The following is an 18,093-nucleotide window of genomic DNA, read 5'->3' as shown; positions in this document are numbered from 1 at the left end:
TCCATGATGCCCGCGCCGAATGCCGCGCATTGTAGCGGCAAGGTCGGCTGCTGGCACCCTTGGAGGTCAGTGGCTTTGACCGAGCGGGCGTGCCGAACGCCGAATCAGGCCGATGACCGGCAGCAGCCCCACCAGCACCAGCGTCAGGGCCGGCAGCGACGCGCGCGCCCACTCCCCCTCGCTGGTCATCTCGAATACGCGCACCGCCAGGGTGTCCCAGCCGAAGGGTCGCATCAGCAAGGTGGCCGGCATCTCCTTGAGCGTGTCGACGAACACCAGTAACGCGGCGCTCAGGGTGCCCGGCAGCAGCAATGGCAGATACACCTTGAAGAACAGCCGCGGGCCGCTGACCCCAAGGCTGCGCGCCGCCTCCGGCAACGACGGCCGAATGCGTGCCAGGCTGCTTTCCAACGGCCCGTAGGCCACCGCGATGAAGCGGATCAGGTAGGCCACCAGCAGCGCAGCGACACTGCCCAGCAGCAGCGGTTTGCCGGCACCGCCCAGCCAGCTGGACAGCGGTACCACCAGCGAGCGATCCAGGAAGCTGAACGCCAGCATGATCGACACCGCCAGTACCGAGCCTGGCAGCGCGTAGCCCAGGTTGGCCAGACTTACCCCTGCGCGAATGCCAGGGGTTGGCGCCTGCCGGCGAGCGAAGGCCAGCAGCAGGGCCACCGCCACCGTCAGCACAGCGGCCATACCCCCCAGATACAAGGTGTGCAGGATCAGATCGCGGTAGCGCTCATCCAGGTCGAAGCGCCCGCGCTGCCAGCACCACACCAGCAATTGCAGCATCGGCACCACGAAGGCACAGGCGAACACCAGGGCGCACCAGCCGCTGGCCGCCCAGGCTTTCACCCCGCGCAGGCGATACAAGGCCGCGCCTCTGGGCCGCTCGTTGGCGGCATGATCCTGGCCGCGTGCACGGCGTTCGCCGTACAGCACCAGCATCACCGCCAGCAACAACAGGCTGGCCAGTTGTGCAGCGCTGGAAAGGCTGAAGAAGCCGTACCAGGTCTTGTAGATGGCAGTGGTGAAGGTATCGAAGTTGAACACAGATACCGCGCCGAAATCGGCCAGGGTCTCCATCAGTGCCAGGGCCACGCCGGCGCCGATGGCAGGGCGCGCCATGGGCAGCGCCACGCGCCAGAACGCCTGCCAGGGCGACTGACCGAGGACTCGGGCAGCTTCCATCAGGCCTTTGCCCTGAGCCAGGAAGGCGGTGCGCGCCAACAGGTAAACGTAGGGGTAGAACACCAGCACCAGAACGATGATCACGCCGCCGGTGGAGCGCACCCGCGGCAGGCGCAAGCCGCTGCCGAACTGTTCGCGCAGCAGGCTTTGCACCGGCCCGGCAAAATCCAGCAGGCCGACGAAGACGAAGGCCAGTACGTAGGCCGGGATGGCGAAGGGCAGCATCAAGGCCCAGTCCAGCCAGCGCCGGCCGGGGAACTCGCACAGGCTGGTGAGCCAGGCCAGGCTGACGCCGATGACGGTGACGCCAGCGCCCACGCCCAGTACCAGGGTCAGGGTATTGCCCAGCAGCCGTGGCATCTGGGTGGCCCACAGGTGCGACCAGATTTCACCGTCGACCGATTGCCAGGACAACGCCAGCACGCTCAGAGGCAGCAGGATCAGCGCCGCGACAGCGAAGACCAGGGGGTACCAGCGACGTTGTAGGGGGTAGGACAAGGGCGATGCTCGATGGGGTTGAGGGGGGTGTCAGGGCCGACGCATCGCGGGCAGAGCCCGCTCCCACAAAAGCCGCTCGCCACGCCGCAGTATCACCTAATCACATAAATCTGTGCCGCACCGCAACCCCCTGTGGGAGCGGGCTCTGCCCGCGATGGCCGCGCCGCGGTATCAGCTCATCACATAAATCTACGCCGCCCCGCAACCCCCTGTGGGAGCGGGCTCTGCCCGCGATGGCCACGCCACGGTATCAGCTCATCACATAAATCTACGCCGCCCCGCAACCCCCTGTGGGAGCGGGCTCTGCCCGCGATGGCCGCGCTGCGGTATCCGCTCAATTCCAGCCCGCGCGGTCCATCAGCTTGATCGCTTCGGCCTGGCGCTTGCCTGCCACTTCAACCGGCAGTGTATCGGCCTTGAACGCACCCCAGCCGGCTACTTCCTCCGAAGGTGCCACTGCCGGGTTGGCCGGAAACTCCTGGTTCACGCCGGCAAAGATCTTCTGCGCCTCAGGCCCGGTCATCCATTCCACCAACGCAATCGCCGCTTGCGGATGCGGGGCGTATTTGTTCAGGCCGATGCCCGACAGGTTCACATGCACACCGCGATCCGCCTGGTTGGGCCAGAACAGCTTCACCGCCAGACTCGGGTTCTGCTTGTGCAACCGGCCGTAGTAGTAGGTGTTGACGATGCCCACGTCGCATTGCCCGGCGTCGATGGCCTGCAGCACCGCGATGTCGTCGGAGAACACGTCGGTGGACAGGTTGTTGACCCAGCCCTTGAGGATCTGCTCGGTTTTCTCCGCGCCATGGGTCTGGATCAAGGTCGCGGTCAGCGACTGGTTGTAGACCTTCTTCGCGGTGCGCAGGCACAGGCGCCCTTCCCACTGCTTGTCCGCCAGCGCTTCATAGGTGCTCAGTTCCTCGGGTTTGACCCGGTCACTGGCGTAGGCGATGGTGCGCGCACGCAGGCTCAGCCCGGTCCACTCATGGGACGCCGCGCGGTACTGGGAAGGAATGTTGGCGTCGATCACGGCAGACTTGATCGGCTGCAGGATACCCATCTGCTCGGCCTGCCAGAGGTTGCCGGCATCCACCGTGAGCAGCAGGTCGGCGGTGGCGTTCTGACCCTCGGCCTTGATGCGCTGCATCAACGGCGCTTCCTTGTCGGTGATGAACTTGACCTTGACCCCGGTTTTTTCGGTATAGGCGTCGAACACCGGCTTGATCAGCTCGTCGATGCGCGAGGAATACACCACCACTTCGTCGGCAGCCTGGGCGGCACTGCCCAGCAATGAAAGCGCCAAGGCGACGAGAAGACGTTTGCGCGCGATCATTAGGCGATTCCCCGAGTGCGATTGAGGGCGAAATGGTAGTGAATCACATTCGCCATCTCAACCTAACTCGGGCAGCACACGTTACCGGATGTTACTGAACTCTAGAGCCGCGCCAGCAGCGGCAGGTCGCCGCTCAAGCCCAAGGCCTGACGCACGAAGGCGGCCTTGGCTTCAGGCAACTGCTCGACCCATTTCAAACCGCTGTTGCGCAGCCAGCGCAAGGGCAGCGGATCGGCCTGGAACAGGCGTTCGAACCCCTCCATGGCCGCCATCAGCGCCAGGTTGTGAGGCATGCGTCGGCGCTCGTAACGGCTCAACACGCGCTCGTCGGCCAGGCGCTCTCCTCGCTGCAAGCCGTGCATCAGCTCTTCGGCCAGCACCGCCGCATCCAGAAACCCCAGGTTGACGCCCTGCCCCGCCAGCGGGTGAATGGTGTGTGCGGCATCCCCGATCAACGCCAGGCCGCCTTGCACGTAGCGCTTGGCGTGGCGCTGGCGCAGCGGCACGCACAGCCGCGGGTCGGCAGCCAGTACCTCGCCCAGACGGCCTTCGAAGGCACGCCCCAGGGCCTGGCAGAATGCGGAATCATCCAGCGCCATCATCCGCTCCGCTTCGAGCGGCGTGATCGACCAGACGATCGAGCACCAGTGCTGACCGTCGCCGCGGTCCAGCGGCAGGAAGGCCAATGGCCCTTCATCGGTGAAGCGCTGCCACGCCGTATCTCGATGTGGCTCGGTGCAACGTACGCTGGTGACGATGGCGTGGTGCAGGTAATCCCACTCCCGCGTCTCGCAACCCGCCAACCGGCGCACCGCCGAATGGGCGCCGTCGGCCGCCACCACCAGCGGCGTGCGCAGCGAGCGGCCGTCGGCCAGACTCAGCAGCCAGTCGTCGCCGGAATGACGCATCTGCTCCAGGCGAGCGTTGGCCAGCAAACCGATGTCGGCGTCATGCAGGCAGTCCAACAGCGCGTCCTGCACCACACGGTTCTCGACGATATGGCCCAGGGTCTCGGCGTGCACGCTGGCTGCCGAAAAGTGAAGACGACCGGTGCCGCTGCCGTCCCACACGTACATCTGGCCATAGGGCGTGGCCCGCCGGGCCTGAATGCCTTGCCAGGCACCCAGGCGCTCGAGAATGCGCTGGCTGGCGATGGACAAGGCACTGACCCGCGCCTCGAACGGCGCGCTGGCGTCGAACGGTCTGACGCTCAGCGGGCTGCCATCGACCAGCAGTATCTCCAGGCCGCTGTCGCGCAGCGCCAACGCCAGGGCGCTGCCGACCATACCCGCGCCGACGATGACCACATCGGCGCGCATTTCCATAGATTCGGTCACTCTGCTCATCGTCCTTTCATGTCCGGGCGGGTGCCCAGGCCCATGGCCTGGCGGGCGAACCAGCGTTTGGCCGGCGGTAACAGGTCGAGCCCGAGCAGGCCCAGGTTGCGCCCGGCCACCACCCACGGGTCGGGCGTGCCGAACAGCCGCGTGACCTGATCCGAGAAACCCACGGTGAGGTTCTGGTCCTGCCGCTGGCGTTCGCGATAGGCCTGCAATACCGCGAGATCCCCCGGCGAGCCGGTGCTGCTCAGAAGGGCTTCGGCCAGCGCCTGGACATCACGCAACGACAGGTTGAAGCCCTGGCCGGCAATCGGATGCAGCGCATGGGCCGCATTGCCCAGCACCACCAGATGCGAGCGCACCTGCTCCTGGGCTTCTACCAGCGACAGTGGATAGACATGCCGTGCGCCGACTTGTTTCAACGTGCCCAGACGGTAGCCGAACACACTTTGCAGTTCGCTGAGAAAGGCCTGATCGGACAGTCCCAGCAAGCGCTGGGTGTCAGCCGGCCGGCGCGTCCACACCAGCGCGCAGCGGTTGTCCGGCAGCGGCAGCAGGGCCATGGGCCCCTCATCGGTGAAGCGTTCAAAGGCCTGGCCCAGATGGGCCTCGCCTGGGGTGATATTGGCGATCAGCGCGTTCTGGTCGTAACGGGTCTCGTGCAGGTTGATGCCCAACTGCTCACGCAGCGCCGAGCGGCCTCCATCGGCCAGCACCGCCAGATCGCATTGCACCGTGGTGTCGTCGTTCAGCGTCAGCCGGTAGCCGTCATCCGTCGCCTGCATGGCCGTGACTTCGGCGGGACACCGCCAGCTCACCACCTGCTGATCCAGGCCCTGCCACAGGCACTGGCCGAGCCAGGCGTTCTCGACCACGTAACCGAGCGCCGGTACGCCTTCCTCCAGGGCATTGAGCCGCGTGCTGCCGAAGCGGCCACGGTCGGATACGTGAATCTGGCGAATCGGCTCGGCGCGGCGGCTGATCGCCTGCCACAGGCCCAGACGTTCATAGATCTGCCGGGTACCGAACGACAGCGCCGAAGAGCGCGCGTCGTAGCTGGGCTGATAGCTGTCGCCCGGGGCGAACTGCTCGATCAACAGGATACGCCAGCCGCGCGCCTTGGCACCGGCCTGCAAGGCCATGGCCAGGCTCGCACCCACCAGCCCGCCGCCAATGATGGCCAGATCGACCCGGCTCATGCTGCCTGCACTCGGGCAGCGGCCATCAGCGCCTCGATCTCGGCCACGGTCTTGGGCACACCGCCCGTCAATACTTCGCAGCCTTTGCGCGTCACCACCACGTCGTCCTCGATACGTACGCCAATGCCACGCCACTTCTTCGCGACGCTTTGATTGTCAGGGGCAATGTAGATGCCCGGCTCAACGGTCAGGGTCATGCCCGGCTCCAGCACCCGCCATTCCCCCCCGACCTTGTACTCGCCAACGTCGTGCACATCCAGACCCAGCCAATGCCCGGCGCGGTGCATGTAGAACGCCCGATGGGCCTCGGCGGCGATCAACTCGTCGACCTCGCCCTTGAGCAAGCCCAGTTCCACCAAGCCGGTGGTGATGACCCGCACCGTGGCCTCGTGGGCCTGATTCCAGTGTTTGTTCGGGCCAATGGCGGCGAACGCGGCCTCCTGGGACTTGAGCACCAGCTCGTAGATGGCCTTCTGCTCGGGGGAAAAGATGCCGCTGACCGGGAAGGTACGGGTGATGTCGCTGGCGTAGCAGTCGATCTCGCAACCTGCGTCGATCAGCACCAGGTCGCCGTTGCGCAACGGTGCGTCGTTCTGCTGGTAATGCAGAATGCAGGCGTTGCGCCCGGCGGCGACGATCGAGCCATAGGCGGGCATCTTTGCCCCGCCCTTGCGAAACTCGTAGTCGAGTTCGGCTTCCAGGCTGTATTCGTGCAAGCCTGCGCGACACGCCTGCATGGCCCGCACGTGTGCGCGCGCAGAGATATCGGCGGCCTGGCGCATGACCTTCAGTTCCGCCGCCGACTTGTACAGACGCATGTCGTGCAGCAGGTGATCCAATGCCTCGAACTCGTTGGGCGGCTGCGCGCCCAGTCGCGCCTTGGAGCGGATGGCGTTGATCCACTCCATCAGGTGACGGTCGAATTCGGGGTGACTGCCCATGGCCGAATACACCCGGTCGCGGCCTTCGATCAGGCCGGGCAGGATGTCGTCGATATCGCTGATGGGGAAAGCGTCGTCGGCGCCGAAATCGCGAATCGCGCCCTCCTGCCCCGCGCGCAGGCCATCCCAGAGCTCGCGCTCGGGATTGCGCTCGCGACAGAACAGCACGTACTCGCCATGCTCGCGCCCAGGGATCAAGGCGATTACGGCTTCGGGCTCGGGAAAGCCGCTCAGGTACTGGAAGTCGCTGTCCTGCCGATAGACATGTTCCACGTCGCGATTGCGGATGGCCACGGCGGCGGCGGGCAGGATAGCGATGCTGTTGGGCACCATCTGCGCCATCAGCGCCTTACGGCGGCGGGCGTATTCCGATTTCGGGATATGGCTCATGGGCAGGTGCGCGCTCCTTGGGGTCAGATCAATGCAGCGACGGCTTGGCGCCTGGCTCGGCCGGCTGCCTGGCCGACTCGGTGAACAGCAGCAGCGGGGCCACGCGCAGGTATTCCATGACTTCCATGTAGTCGGTCTCGCCGTCTTCGGACTCTTCCAGAGCGTCCTGCACCTGAGCGATGGCGGCCAAGTCCTGCAGCACTTCCATGGCCTCGGTGCTCAAGGCGGTGTCACGGGCAGTCAGGCCGAAACCGGCGAGAAACCCCTGGCACCACTGGCCCAGGGCAGCTGCGCGCTCGGGCAGTGGCGAATCGTCGCCCGGAACCAGCAGCACCACGGTCATGTCGTCGCTGGTGAGCTCGCCCTTGACCATTTCCTGCAGGCCGATCAAGGCCTGGCGGACGTTGTCTTCAGCAGGCGCCGCCAGCAGGTCGGCGGCATCCACCAGCCAGGGTTCGACTTCGAAGCCGGCACCGGCGCAACTGCGGCCCAGCAACAGGCCGTGGAGTTCGGCGGGGGACACGGTGTGACCGCTGTTCTGCAGCAGGGTGGCGAAAGCGTGATAAGGAGAATTCTGAATAGGCATGGGCAACTAGGCGCCAGACGGCGCAATGACTAGAATGAAGGCCTTGTATCCTAGCACCGGCAACCGCGACAGACTATCGACGCGGCCAACTACGTGTTCTCTCTTACCGGGCTTGCCAGTTCAGCGGCGAGCAACTTTTTCCCCACACCGTATTCACCGGGACCCCATGGAACACAAAGACCTGCAAGCGCTGATGGCTCGGCTCGAATTATTGATCGGGCGTGTCGAGCAACTAAAAGAACAAAATGCACTCCTATTAGCTCAGGAAAAAACCTGGCGCGAGGAGCGCGCACACCTCATCGAAAAGAATGAAATTGCCCGGCGTAAGGTCGAGTCAATGATTTCGCGCCTCAAGGCCCTGGAGCAAGACTCATGAGTTCAAGCAATAGCGTCACCGTTCAGATTCTGGACAAAGAGTATTCGATCATCTGCCCACCGGAAGAGCGCAGCAACCTGGTCAGCGCGGCGCGCTACCTGGATGGCAAGATGCGCGAGATCCGCAGCAGTGGCAAAGTGATCGGTGCCGACCGTATTGCTGTCATGGCGGCATTGAACATCACCCACGACCTGCTGCATCGCCAGGACACGCCGGAGCTGGCGGTCAGCGGCACCACCCGTGAACAGGTCCGCGATCTGCTCGAACGTGTGGATCTGGTGCTGGCTACCGATCCGGAACCACCCAAGGGCTGAAATCCTCAGCCGCTTTCTGTATACTGGCGCCACTCCCTGGAGTGCTTGCCAGTCGGTCATGTCCCTGAGCCGATACGCACAACCACGGGGCTTGCACGTGAGGTTGGTGTGCATGTCCGCTCGACGGAAAGCCTTAAAACCTCCTGCAATCTCCACCTTGAACTTTCGGGTTCAAGGGCTACACCGACAGCGGTTCGTCGGGGAGTACCTGAATTTCCAGCCCATGCCAGGGTGATCCCGGCATGGGCTTTTCAATGGCCGTTCCTTATCCGTGGAGCGGCGCCTGTGACCAGGATCGACCGCGCCCATGACCGCACCCGCGCCGCTGTCCCGTCAACAATTGCGCCGCCAGCTGCGCGCTGCGCGCCGCGCCCTCACCCCCGCGCAACAACGCCAGGCCGCACACGGCCTCTACCGCCAGCTGGCTCAGCATCCACTGTTTCGCCGCGCCCGCTACATCGCCCTGTACCTGCCCAACGACAGCGAGATCGATCCACGGCCGTTGCTGCGCGAAGCGCAACGCCGCGGTAAACAGACCTTCCTGCCGGTGCTCAGCGATTGGCCGCGCACCAAGATGGTGTTCCAGCGGGTGCGTCGGGGGGAAAAACTGCGCAGCAACCGCTTCGGCATCGCCGAGCCGCGTATCGACCGCGCACGGCAACGCACTGTCTGGGCACTGGACCTGATTCTGCTGCCATTGGTAGGTTTTGACGAACACGGTGGGCGACTGGGCATGGGCGGCGGGTTCTACGACCGCAGCCTGGCCTATCGCGGTCGGCGCAGGGCCTGGCATGCACCGACACTGCTGGGGCTGGCCCACGAATGCCAGAAAGTGGAGCGTCTGACGCAGGCCAGTTGGGATGTGCCCCTGCGGGGAACAGTCACCGATGAGGCCTGGTATCTGACTTGAATCGGCGGTGAAGCCGATTTCATGTGGGAGCGGGCTCTGCCCGCGAAAGGGTCGATGAGATCAGCGCTTGAAACCAGGCGTCTGCACCACAGTCAGCTCCATCCCGGTATCCGTCTTGCTCGCCCACAGACTCTGCGCGTAACCGGTGGTGACCACGCCCAAACCAAACAGAATCACCAATATCCACAACAAATCCGGCTTACGACGCATCGATCTTGCCCCCCTACAGGCAATTTTGGAACATTACAAAAACGGTATCTTGAGCACGCCGAACAGCATGGTCGGGCTTAAATTTGCGCGCATTCTGGGGCAAGCTTCGAAGACAAGCAAACCTTGGCGTCAACCGGCTGTCGGCTTGTTTTGAAAATGCAATAAGCTGGCCAAAGCCCACTATCCAGGAGGTACCCCATGGCCTATTGGCTGATGAAATCCGAACCCGATGAACTCTCCATCCAAGGCTTGGGCAAGCTCGGTGAAACCCGCTGGGACGGTGTCCGCAATTACCAGGCACGCAATTTTCTGCGCGCCATGGCGGTGGGCGATGAGTTCCTGTTCTATCACTCCAGCTGTCCCGAGCCCGGCATCGCCGGGGTGGGCAGGATCGTCGCCGCCGATTACCCGGACCCCACCGCACTGGACCCCCAGAGCCATTACTACGACGCCAAGGCCAGTGCCGACAAGAACCCCTGGACCTCGGTGGACGTTGCCCATGTGGAGACTTTTCGCAAAGTGCTGGCGCTCGGCTACCTGAAGCAACAGGCCGCCCTCGCCGAACTGCCCCTGGTACAAAAAGGCACTCGCCTTTCGGTGATGCCCGTCACGCCCGAACAGTGGGCAGCAATCATGGCACTGCGCTGATCCCCGACGCGGGTGGTGCGCACAAGACTTGCCGTTTCAGCGTCTGACGCGCTGACTCTTGGGCACCAAGGAAAACACCCACTCTCGGCCTTCCTTGCGTTTGTGAAACAAGCCCAGGTCCACCAGGCCATTGAGCACCGAGGCCGCTGTGTTATACGAGCAGCCCAAGCTCTCTTTCAGGTTCACCGCCGTAAATTCCATACCCTTGTCATCGCTGGCGACCTGAAGCACGGTCTTCTGCTTTTCGTTCAGCTGGGCATACAACCCACTGTCGAACAGATACCGATTGAATGCGTTCATGTCTGCCAGCGTCTTTTCATAGGCCTCCTTGAAGTCGGCGATGCCACGAATGATCGTACGGCTCTGGTAGTCGACGAAGTAGGTCAGGTCCATGTCGTCGGTTTCGGTATAGAGATAGCTCTTGCCGTATTGGACCGGCGCTGCCTTGAGCAAGGTGCTGATCGCGATGTAGCGAAACGCCGCAAAGTCATGCTTGAACATGAACCAATAGAAAAGCGAGCGCGCTACCCGGCCGTTACCGTCGTGAAAGGGGTGTTCATAGCCAATCGCAAAATGCAGCACGATGGCCTTGATCAACGGATGCAGATAGTTGTTGCTCTTGAACGCCCCATGGTTGCTGTTGGCCCATGCAGCCAGGGCTTCAAGCCGCGCCTCCAGCCCTTTGGCAGGCGGTGGCGAGTGCACGACATTGCCATCGCCATCCTGAACCACTATCTCGTCGTTGACCCGAAACACCCCTGGGTAGTAATGCTCATCATCGATGTTCTCCACGCCCACCTGGTGGATCTCGGCAATCAGATCCGCGCTCAGCGCCCGAGCACGGTTTTCCCAGACGAACTGCATCATCCGGTAATTACCCAGGATCATCTTTTCATCCGGGTTACGCGGGGCGCGCCGACGCTTGAGCAGGTCTTTGGCGACCTTGGTCGTAGTGGATGCACCCTCCAGCTGGCTACTACTGATGGCCTCATCCTCGATGAGATCATTGAGCAGGTAGGTCACATGCTTCTGCTCGCCGATCTTGCTGCTCATCCATTCCAACGCGGCAGCGGTGGTGTGGCGATCGCACTCTGAGGTCGCCGCATGGATCGCCGGCGTGAGCAGCAACTGACACCGATGTGCAGGCGCGCCCAACATCACAACGTCGCTCAGCTGGCGTTCACGCGCCAGCTTGACCAGCGACCACACCAGTACATGATCCAGGCCCTGGGGTATACGGAAACGAAGCTTGTCGAAGTGCTGGTAGCGGCCCTTCTCATCCAAAGGTGCATTCAGGGTCAGGTACTCGCCTATCCGCTCAGGGCAATCGCGGGCGATACGCTGGAGTGGATCACGGATGACGACCGGCGGAAGTTTGAGCATCGCTATCTCAAAACTCAATGAATTTGAGACAGGCTACCCTACTGGCGTATGAATGTCCGTTATTTACCACGGCGACGCCCTGCCCGGACGGCAGAGCTCGTCCAGCCAATGCCGTGCGACCCAATCAGCGCAAGGCATCTGCTTAAGCTGCAAGGTGAGGGTCAGATTCTGAGCGACCTGATCACTGCACAATCAAGTTATTGAACAACAAATCCTCCACCATTGGCTTGCCTTCTTCATCGCTCATCACCTGCTGCACCTGCTTCAGGGCTTCCTGACGCAGCTTTTCCTTGGCCTCGACGTTGCTCATCGAGTCCACCGTTTGCTGAGCGAACAGGGCCACCAGTTGGTTGCGCAGCAATGGGTCCTGGCGCTTTACAGCGGCCTCGGCTTCCGGGCCGGTGACCTTCAGGGCGATATCGGCCTTGTAGACATGCAGCTTCGGGCTGCCGTCCAGGGCGTAGTTGCCCACGAATGGCGGGGTCATGCCGACATAGGCGACCTTGGGCGCGCCGCCCTCGCCCTCTTTCGCGGCTTCGTTGGCCACTGCCATTGTTGGCAGTGTCAGCGCCAGTACCATCAAAAACCATGCTTTCACTGTTCGTTCCTCATCGACATTGTGCCCAGCATACCGATCGACCCCCACGATACCAGCGCTTATGGCGGCTCATCAGGGGCGAGCATGCTCGTTGACCGTCTCGGTCATCTACCTACACTTATCGGCCACTACCCGCAAAGGAATAGCCCCCATGAAAGCGATCTTGTGCAAGGCCTATGGCCCGGCGTCGACGCTGGTGCTGGAAGAAGTCCCAAGCCCGTCGATCAAGGCCGATGAGATTCTGCTCGGGGTCAAAGCCGCGAGCGTCAACTTCCCCGACACCTTGATCATCGAGGGCAAATACCAGTTCAAGCCGCCGCTGCCGTTTTCCCCAGGGGGTGAAGCCGCAGGCGTAGTGCTGGCAACCGGGCAGAACGTGACGCATCCGAAGGTCGGCGATCGGGTGATGGCGCTGACGGGCTGGGGCAGCTTTGCCGAAGAGGTGGCCGTTGCCGCCAGCAATGTTCTGCCGATGCCAGAAGGGATGGATGTCACCACGGCAGCGGCTTTCAGCATGACCTACGGCACCTCCATGCATGCCTTGAAGCAACGCGCGCAGCTGCAGCCGGGTGAAACGCTGCTGGTGCTGGGCGCCGCCGGCGGCGTTGGCCTGGCTGCCGTGGAAATCGGCAAGGCCATGGGTGCCAGAGTGATCGCCGCTGCCAGCACCGCCGAGAAGCTGGCGGTGGCCAAGGCCGCCGGCGCGGACGAGTTGATCGACTACAGCAGCGAGAATCTCAAGGACGCGCTCAAACGGCTGACCGATGGCCGGGGCGTGGACGTCATCTACGATCCGGTTGGCGGTGAACTGTTCGATGCAGCGGTGCGTTCGCTGGCTTGGAATGGCCGCTTGCTGGTGGTGGGGTTTGCCAGCGGACAGATTCCGCAGATGGCAGCCAACCTGGTGTTGCTCAAAGGTGCGGCGGTGCTTGGGGTGTTCTGGGGGGCGTTTGCGCAGCGGGAGGCGGAGCGCAATAAAGCCAACTTCGCTGAGCTTTTCACCTGGTGGGCGCAGGGGACTGTGAAGCCGGTGATCTCGAAGACTTATCCACTGGCGTCGGCGGACAAGGCTATCGTGGCGCTATCGGAGCGAACCGTTGCCGGCAAAGTGGTGATTGTTGTGTAGCGAGTGAGGGGTGTCTGGCGCAGGCTTTTGCGGTGGATGGTCCCCTCACCCTCTCTCAAAACCATCCACGATTCACATATCAACATTCCAACCCAGTTTTCATGGCTGATTATCAATGTTATTTTCGGTAACGAAACTGTAACATTCGAATCCGCAGCACATAACAACAACTGGAGTCTGTGAATGTTCGCCTTCTTCCGCCCTGCCCCTCATCGCGCGACCCTGCCCGATGAAAAAATCGACAGCACCTACCGCCGCCTGCGCTGGCAGATCTTCGCCGGGATCTTCATCGGCTATGCCGGCTACTACCTGCTGCGCAAGAACTTCTCCCTGGCCATGCCCTACCTGATCGAAGAACAGGGTTACACCCGCGGCCAACTGGGCCTGGCCATGTCGGCCATCGCCATTTCCTATGGGTTGTCCAAGTTCCTCATGGGCCTGGTGTCCGATCGCTCCAACCCGCGCTATTTCCTGCCGTTCGGCTTGCTGGTTTCGGCTGGCGTGATGTTCGTGTTCGGCTTTGCGCCTTGGGCAACGTCAAGCGTGACCATGATGTTCATCCTGCTGTTCATCAATGGCTGGGCCCAAGGCATGGGCTGGCCGCCCAGCGGACGGACCATGGTGCACTGGTGGTCGCAGAAGGAACGCGGCGGCGTGGTCTCGGTGTGGAACGTGGCGCATAACGTGGGCGGCGGCCTGATCGGCCCGCTGTTCCTGCTCGGCATGGGCTTGTTCAATGATTGGCATGCCGCCTTCTACGTGCCGGCGGCGGTGGCCTTGCTGGTGGCGTTGTTCGCCTTCGCGACCATGCGCGACACCCCTCAGTCGGTAGGCCTGCCACCCATCGAGCAATACAAGAACGACTACCCCGAAGGCTACGATGCCAGCCACGAGGAAGAATTCAGCGCCCGGGAAATCTTCGTCAAGTACGTGCTGCGCAACAAGATGCTGTGGTTCATCGCACTGGCCAACGTGTTCGTCTATCTGCTGCGCTACGGCGTGCTGGACTGGGCGCCGACCTACCTCAAGGAAGCCAAGCATTTCACCGTCGACACCACATCCTGGGCGTATTTCTTCTATGAATGGGCCGGTATCCCGGGCACCCTGCTGTGCGGCTGGATGTCGGACAAGATCTTCCGAGGCAATCGCGGCCTGACCGGCGTGGTGTTCATGGCATTGGTGACGGTCGCAACCCTGGTTTACTGGCTCAACCCACCGGGCAACCCCACCGTGGATATGATCGCGCTGTTCTCCATTGGCTTCCTGATCTACGGCCCGGTGATGCTGATCGGCTTGCAGGCATTGGAACTGGCACCGAAAAAAGCGGCTGGCACTGCGGCCGGCTTCACGGGTCTGTTTGGCTACCTCGGTGGTTCGGTCGCGGCCAGTGCCGCCATGGGCTACACCGTGGACCATTTTGGCTGGGACGGCGGCTTCGTGCTGTTGGTCGGCGCCTGTCTGCTGGCCATTGCCTGCCTCATCCCGACCCTCTGGCACAAACAGATCGCCAGCACCGCCCGCCCCGCCTGACGTATCTGCGGCGTAAGCCGCGTCAGCAGCTGCGCTGATCCACCTCTGGCGCGCGTACCGGCAAGCGTGCCGTCAGAGGGTCGGTGGCTTGACGCGGCTTACGCCGCTGCTACAGGGGTAGGGTTGCTTGAGTGCAATTGCCTTCGTGGCAACGCTTGAGGCGCGCTTCCAGGTTCTTGTCCGGCATCTCGTGGTTGCGCAAGGCGTTGATCGTCTGTTCGACGTAGTCGCGGGTGGTGCCGAAACGACCGCTGGCGCTGGCCAGGATCTGGGTTAGCAAGTTGTCGGGCAAGTTGCCGGCATAACTGGGCAGATGACGCTCCAGAACAAACCCCAGGGCCTGCACTTTGGTGCCGTCTTCCAGGCGGCAATTTAGCCAGTGTGGACGATACGAGGGATAAGGCATCTCGCGTTTCCACAGTGCCAACAATGAATCTTCAAGTTGGTCTTCGGGAAGTCGATAGGCGAAGCCTGAACAGGAGCCCCCACGGTCCAGGCCAAATACCAGACCTGGGCATTCAGGGGTGCCGCGATGCTCGTGAGACCAAAGGTAGAGGCCGCGATGATAACCATGCACGCGGGCCCGCCGGCGTTCGACCGCATTGCACTCGGGCCGCCAGATCAGCGAACCGTAGGCGAACAGCCAGACCGGACCGCCGTGGTGGCGACGCATGGTGCTGTGAAGTGAATGGAGCAGTTGCTCGTGGGTCAGTTGCGGCCCGAAGTCGAGCGTCGGTGGGTACACTACATTCAAGTGCGCAGTTTCAAGTGCCGACATAAGCAGTCGCCCGATATCCCCGTAAGGTGCCAAAGACACCTTACTCTAACCGATTACAAGTACCCCGCCATTACCGTATGGCAGATAGGCAAAGAAATACAAGCCCTTATAATCATTAAAGTTTCAGACGGTTATAACGCACTGTATTGGCACAATCGCAAAGTTGACGCACACCCCTGTAGCAGCGGATTCATCCGCGTCCTGAACGCCGCCACAGTTTGCACCGGGCCGGGACGCGGCTGACGCCGCTGCTACGGGCGGGGGGCGTAGGCGAAGACGTCTGCACGCATCTGGTGCGCGTCCATGCCAGCGGCGACCAGGGCATCGAGGGTGGCGTAGATCATGGCTGGCGAACCGCTGGCGTAGACATGCACGCCCGACAGGTCGGCAATGTCCTCGCACACCGCTTCGTGCAGCATGCCGCAGCGTCCTTCCCAACCACACAGGTCACTGACCACCCGATGCAGGAACAGATTGGGCAGTTGCTTCCATTGCTCCCAGTGTTCGATCAGGTAGAAGTCTTCCGGACGACGCACCCCCCAGTACAGGTGCACCGGGTGCTTGAAACCCTGGGCACGACAATGCTCGATCAGGCTGTGCATCTGCGCCATGCCGGTGCCAGCGGCGATCAGTACCAATGGCCCGTCGGGCAATTCGGCCAGGTGCGTGTCGCCGTAGGGAAGATGTACCCGGGCCATGCCGTTGCGCTGCAACTGCTCGATGAGGTTCTGCGCGCTGGTTTCACGCACCAGTACGTGCATTTCCAGATCACGGCCGCTGTGGGGCGCCGACGCCAGGGAGAACGCGGATTTCTCACCGTTGTCGCGCTCGATCATCATGTATTGGCCGGCGTGGTAGCGCGGTGGCTTGCCCGCCGGTGCGCGCAGCCGCACTCGCCAGACATCGCCACCCACTTCGATGCATTCGGTCAGTTGGCACGCCAGGGTGCGTACCGGCAGCTCGCCCTTGGCCAGCACACCGTCCCAGAGAATCACGCAGTCTTCCAGGGGCTCGGCGATACAGGTGTAGATCTCGCCCTGATCGATGACTTCGCCCTCCTGACGCACCCGACCTTCGACCATCAAGGCACTGCACACATGGCAGTTGCCATTGCGGCAGCTCTGCGGGCACTCATATCCCAGACGCTGCGCGGCTGCCAGGATCGACTCGCCAGGCAAGGTTTCAAGCACCGCGCCCGAAGGCTGCAAGGTCACACGCATCAATCTATTCCCAACTGATTCCAGAGTTCATCGATACGCCGGGTCACCGCCTCATCCTTGACAATGACACGTCCCCATTCCCGGGTGGTTTCGCCAGGCCACTTGTGCGTGGCGTCCAGCCCCATCTTCGACCCCAAACCGGAAACCGGCGAGGCGAAATCCAGGTAGTCGATCGGTGTGTTGTCGATCATCACGGTGTCGCGCTTGGGGTCCATGCGGGTGGTGATGGCCCAGATCACGTCGTTCCAGTCCCGCGCATTGATATCGTCGTCGGTGACGATAACGAACTTGGTATACATGAACTGTCGCAAAAACGACCACACCCCCAGCATGACGCGCTTGGCATGCCCCGGATACTGCTTCTTCATGGTCACCACCGCCATTCGGTAGGAGCAACCTTCAGGTGGCAGGTAGAAATCGGTGATCTCGGGGAACTGCTTTTGGAGGATCGGCACGAACACTTCGTTCAATGCCACGCCCAGGATGGCGGGCTCGTCAGGCGGCCGCCCGGTGTAGGTACTGTGGTAGATCGGCTTGATACGATGGGTGATCCGCTCGACGGTGAACACCGGAAACTTGTCCACCTCGTTGTAGTAGCCGGTGTGATCACCATAAGGCCCTTCATCGGCCATTTCGCCTGGATGAATCACGCCCTCCAGGATGATCTCGGCCGTGGCCGGGACCTGCAGGTCGTTGCCACGGCACTTGACCAGTTCCGTGCGGTTGCCTCGCAGCAGGCCGGCGAAGGCGTATTCGGAGAGGCTGTCGGGCACCGGGGTCACGGCGCCGAGGATGGTTGCCGGGTCCGCTCCCAAGGCAACGGCCACCGGGAAAGGCTGACCGGGATGTTTCTCGCACCAGTCGCGATAATCCAGCGCGCCGCCACGGTGACTCAGCCAGCGCATGATCACCTTGTTGCGACCAATCACCTGCTGGCGATAGATGCCCAGGTTCTGGCGATCCTTGTTCGGCCCTTTGGTGACGGTCAGGCCCCAGGTGATCAGGGGCGCTACATCGCCGGGCCAGCAATGCTGCACCGGCAACATGCCGAGGTCGACGTCGTCGCCTTCCAGCACGATCTCCTGGCACACCGCGTCCTTCACCACCTTGGGCGCCATGGCGATGATCTTTTTGAAGATCGGCAGTTTCGACCACGCGTCTTTGAGACCTTTGGGCGGCTCGGGCTCCTTGAGGAAAGCCAACAGCTTGCCGATCTCGCGCAACTCGCCGATGGATTCGGCGCCCATGCCCATGGCGACGCGCTCAGGGGTGCCGAACAGGTTGCCGAGTACCGGGATATCGAAACCGGTGGGCTTTTCGAATAGCAGAGCCGGGCCTTTTGCACGCAGGGTGCGGTCGCAGACCTCGGTCATTTCGAGCACTGGCGAGATGGGCACCTGAATGCGTTTCAACTCTCCGCGCTGCTCAAGCTGCTGCACGAAATCCCGAAGATCCTTGAATTTCATCGACCATGCCACTTAGAAAATAGGCGTACATCGTACCTGCTCTGGCGGCC

At 62.5% G+C, this 18,093-nt stretch carries 18 protein-coding genes and 1 other RNA gene; 7 read left to right on the top strand and 12 right to left on the bottom strand.

The features are described from left to right. Positions 1–66 precede the first annotated feature (66 nt). The 6 genes from B3397_RS06300 to B3397_RS06275 all read right to left on the bottom strand — a co-directional run bounded on the left by B3397_RS06300 (position 67) and on the right by B3397_RS06275 (position 7,484). Positions 67–1,692: an ABC transporter permease gene (locus B3397_RS06300; protein WP_296248271.1), complete on the bottom strand. Its 1,626-nt coding sequence runs from the start codon at positions 1,690–1,692 to the stop codon at positions 67–69. 334 nt (positions 1,693–2,026) lie between these two features. Continuing rightward, positions 2,027–3,028 carry an extracellular solute-binding protein gene (locus B3397_RS06295; protein WP_296248268.1) on the bottom strand — a complete coding sequence of 334 codons (1,002 nt, stop codon included), beginning with the start codon at positions 3,026–3,028 and terminating at the stop codon, positions 2,027–2,029. A 101-nt stretch (positions 3,029–3,129) separates the two neighbouring features. Then, the gene (locus B3397_RS06290) at positions 3,130–4,347 is read right to left on the bottom strand and encodes a 2-octaprenyl-3-methyl-6-methoxy-1,4-benzoquinol hydroxylase (RefSeq protein WP_296248350.1); all 1,218 of its coding nucleotides are present in this window, start codon (positions 4,345–4,347) and stop codon (positions 3,130–3,132) included. Positions 4,348–4,370: 23 nt separating this feature from the next. Continuing rightward, on the bottom strand, positions 4,371–5,567 hold the full coding sequence (gene ubiH / locus B3397_RS06285; RefSeq protein ID WP_296248266.1) for a 2-octaprenyl-6-methoxyphenyl hydroxylase: 1,197 nt from the start codon (positions 5,565–5,567) through the stop codon (positions 4,371–4,373). Further along, positions 5,564–6,898, bottom strand: coding sequence for a Xaa-Pro aminopeptidase (pepP, locus tag B3397_RS06280; protein ID WP_296248264.1), 1,335 nt, complete (start codon positions 6,896–6,898; stop codon positions 5,564–5,566). Before pepP ends, ubiH begins: the two co-directional genes overlap by 4 nt. Before the next feature lie 28 nt (positions 6,899–6,926). Then, positions 6,927–7,484 carry a YecA family protein gene (locus tag B3397_RS06275; protein WP_296248262.1) on the bottom strand — a complete coding sequence of 186 codons (558 nt, stop codon included), beginning with the start codon at positions 7,482–7,484 and terminating at the stop codon, positions 6,927–6,929. A 166-nt stretch (positions 7,485–7,650) separates the two neighbouring features. Here B3397_RS06275 and B3397_RS06270 point away from each other — a divergent pair, with 166 nt between their 5' ends. The 4 genes from B3397_RS06270 to B3397_RS06255 all read left to right on the top strand — a co-directional run bounded on the left by B3397_RS06270 (position 7,651) and on the right by B3397_RS06255 (position 9,084). Next, entirely contained in the window at positions 7,651–7,860 is a 210-nt protein-coding gene (locus tag B3397_RS06270) for a TIGR02449 family protein (RefSeq protein WP_296248261.1), read from the top strand. Continuing rightward, a complete protein-coding gene (locus tag B3397_RS06265; protein ID WP_296248259.1) occupies positions 7,857–8,174 on the top strand; it encodes a cell division protein ZapA in 318 nt (105 codons plus the stop codon). Before B3397_RS06270 ends, B3397_RS06265 begins: the two co-directional genes overlap by 4 nt. Before the next feature lie 30 nt (positions 8,175–8,204). Then, positions 8,205–8,382, top strand: a non-coding RNA gene (ssrS, locus tag B3397_RS06260) — 6S RNA. 99 nt (positions 8,383–8,481) lie between these two features. Then, entirely contained in the window at positions 8,482–9,084 is a 603-nt protein-coding gene (locus B3397_RS06255) for a 5-formyltetrahydrofolate cyclo-ligase (RefSeq protein ID WP_296248258.1), read from the top strand. 60 nt (positions 9,085–9,144) lie between these two features. Here the strand turns inward: B3397_RS06255 and B3397_RS06250 are convergent, their stop codons facing one another. Beyond that, on the bottom strand, positions 9,145–9,294 hold the full coding sequence (locus B3397_RS06250) for a hypothetical protein (protein ID WP_296248257.1): 150 nt from the start codon (positions 9,292–9,294) through the stop codon (positions 9,145–9,147). Positions 9,295–9,492: 198 nt separating this feature from the next. Here B3397_RS06250 and B3397_RS06245 point away from each other — a divergent pair, with 198 nt between their 5' ends. Continuing rightward, the gene (locus tag B3397_RS06245; protein WP_296248255.1) at positions 9,493–9,942 is read left to right on the top strand and encodes an EVE domain-containing protein; all 450 of its coding nucleotides are present in this window, start codon (positions 9,493–9,495) and stop codon (positions 9,940–9,942) included. Between the two features lie 36 nt (positions 9,943–9,978). On the opposite strand, the gene B3397_RS06240 is transcribed toward B3397_RS06245, so the two are convergent. After that, positions 9,979–11,325 (bottom strand): Fic family protein, encoded by a 1,347-nt coding sequence (locus tag B3397_RS06240; RefSeq protein WP_296248253.1) that lies wholly within the window; start codon positions 11,323–11,325, stop codon positions 9,979–9,981. A 181-nt stretch (positions 11,326–11,506) separates the two neighbouring features. After that, entirely contained in the window at positions 11,507–11,923 is a 417-nt protein-coding gene (locus tag B3397_RS06235; protein ID WP_296248251.1) for a flagellar basal body-associated protein FliL, read from the bottom strand. Between the two features lie 151 nt (positions 11,924–12,074). On the opposite strand from B3397_RS06235, the gene B3397_RS06230 reads away from it, so the two are divergent. Continuing rightward, complete coding sequence (locus B3397_RS06230) at positions 12,075–13,049, top strand: NADPH:quinone oxidoreductase family protein (RefSeq protein WP_296248250.1); 975 nt, start codon at positions 12,075–12,077, stop codon at positions 13,047–13,049. Positions 13,050–13,232: 183 nt separating this feature from the next. Then, positions 13,233–14,579 (top strand): glycerol-3-phosphate transporter, encoded by a 1,347-nt coding sequence (gene glpT / locus B3397_RS06225; protein ID WP_296248249.1) that lies wholly within the window; start codon positions 13,233–13,235, stop codon positions 14,577–14,579. 109 nt (positions 14,580–14,688) lie between these two features. Here the strand turns inward: glpT and B3397_RS06220 are convergent, their stop codons facing one another. The 3 genes from B3397_RS06220 to ubiD form a co-directional block, all read right to left on the bottom strand. Beyond that, positions 14,689–15,357, bottom strand: a complete 669-nt coding sequence (locus tag B3397_RS06220; RefSeq protein WP_296248247.1) for a gamma-glutamylcyclotransferase — start codon at positions 15,355–15,357, stop codon at positions 14,689–14,691. Between the two features lie 251 nt (positions 15,358–15,608). Further along, a complete protein-coding gene (locus B3397_RS06215; RefSeq protein WP_296248245.1) occupies positions 15,609–16,577 on the bottom strand; it encodes a CDP-6-deoxy-delta-3,4-glucoseen reductase in 969 nt (322 codons plus the stop codon). Beyond that, positions 16,577–18,043: a 4-hydroxy-3-polyprenylbenzoate decarboxylase gene (gene ubiD / locus B3397_RS06210; RefSeq protein WP_296248244.1), complete on the bottom strand. Its 1,467-nt coding sequence runs from the start codon at positions 18,041–18,043 to the stop codon at positions 16,577–16,579. The genes B3397_RS06215 and ubiD overlap by 1 nt, the downstream gene beginning before the upstream one ends. Positions 18,044–18,093 lie beyond the last annotated feature (50 nt).

Origin of the sequence: Pseudomonas sp. UBA4194 (genome assembly GCF_002379585.1) — a bacterium.
Lineage (GTDB): Bacteria > Pseudomonadota > Gammaproteobacteria > Pseudomonadales > Pseudomonadaceae > Aquipseudomonas.
The sequence above is the reverse complement of the archived record's forward strand: the minus strand, read 5'-3'. Positions and strand labels throughout refer to the sequence as shown.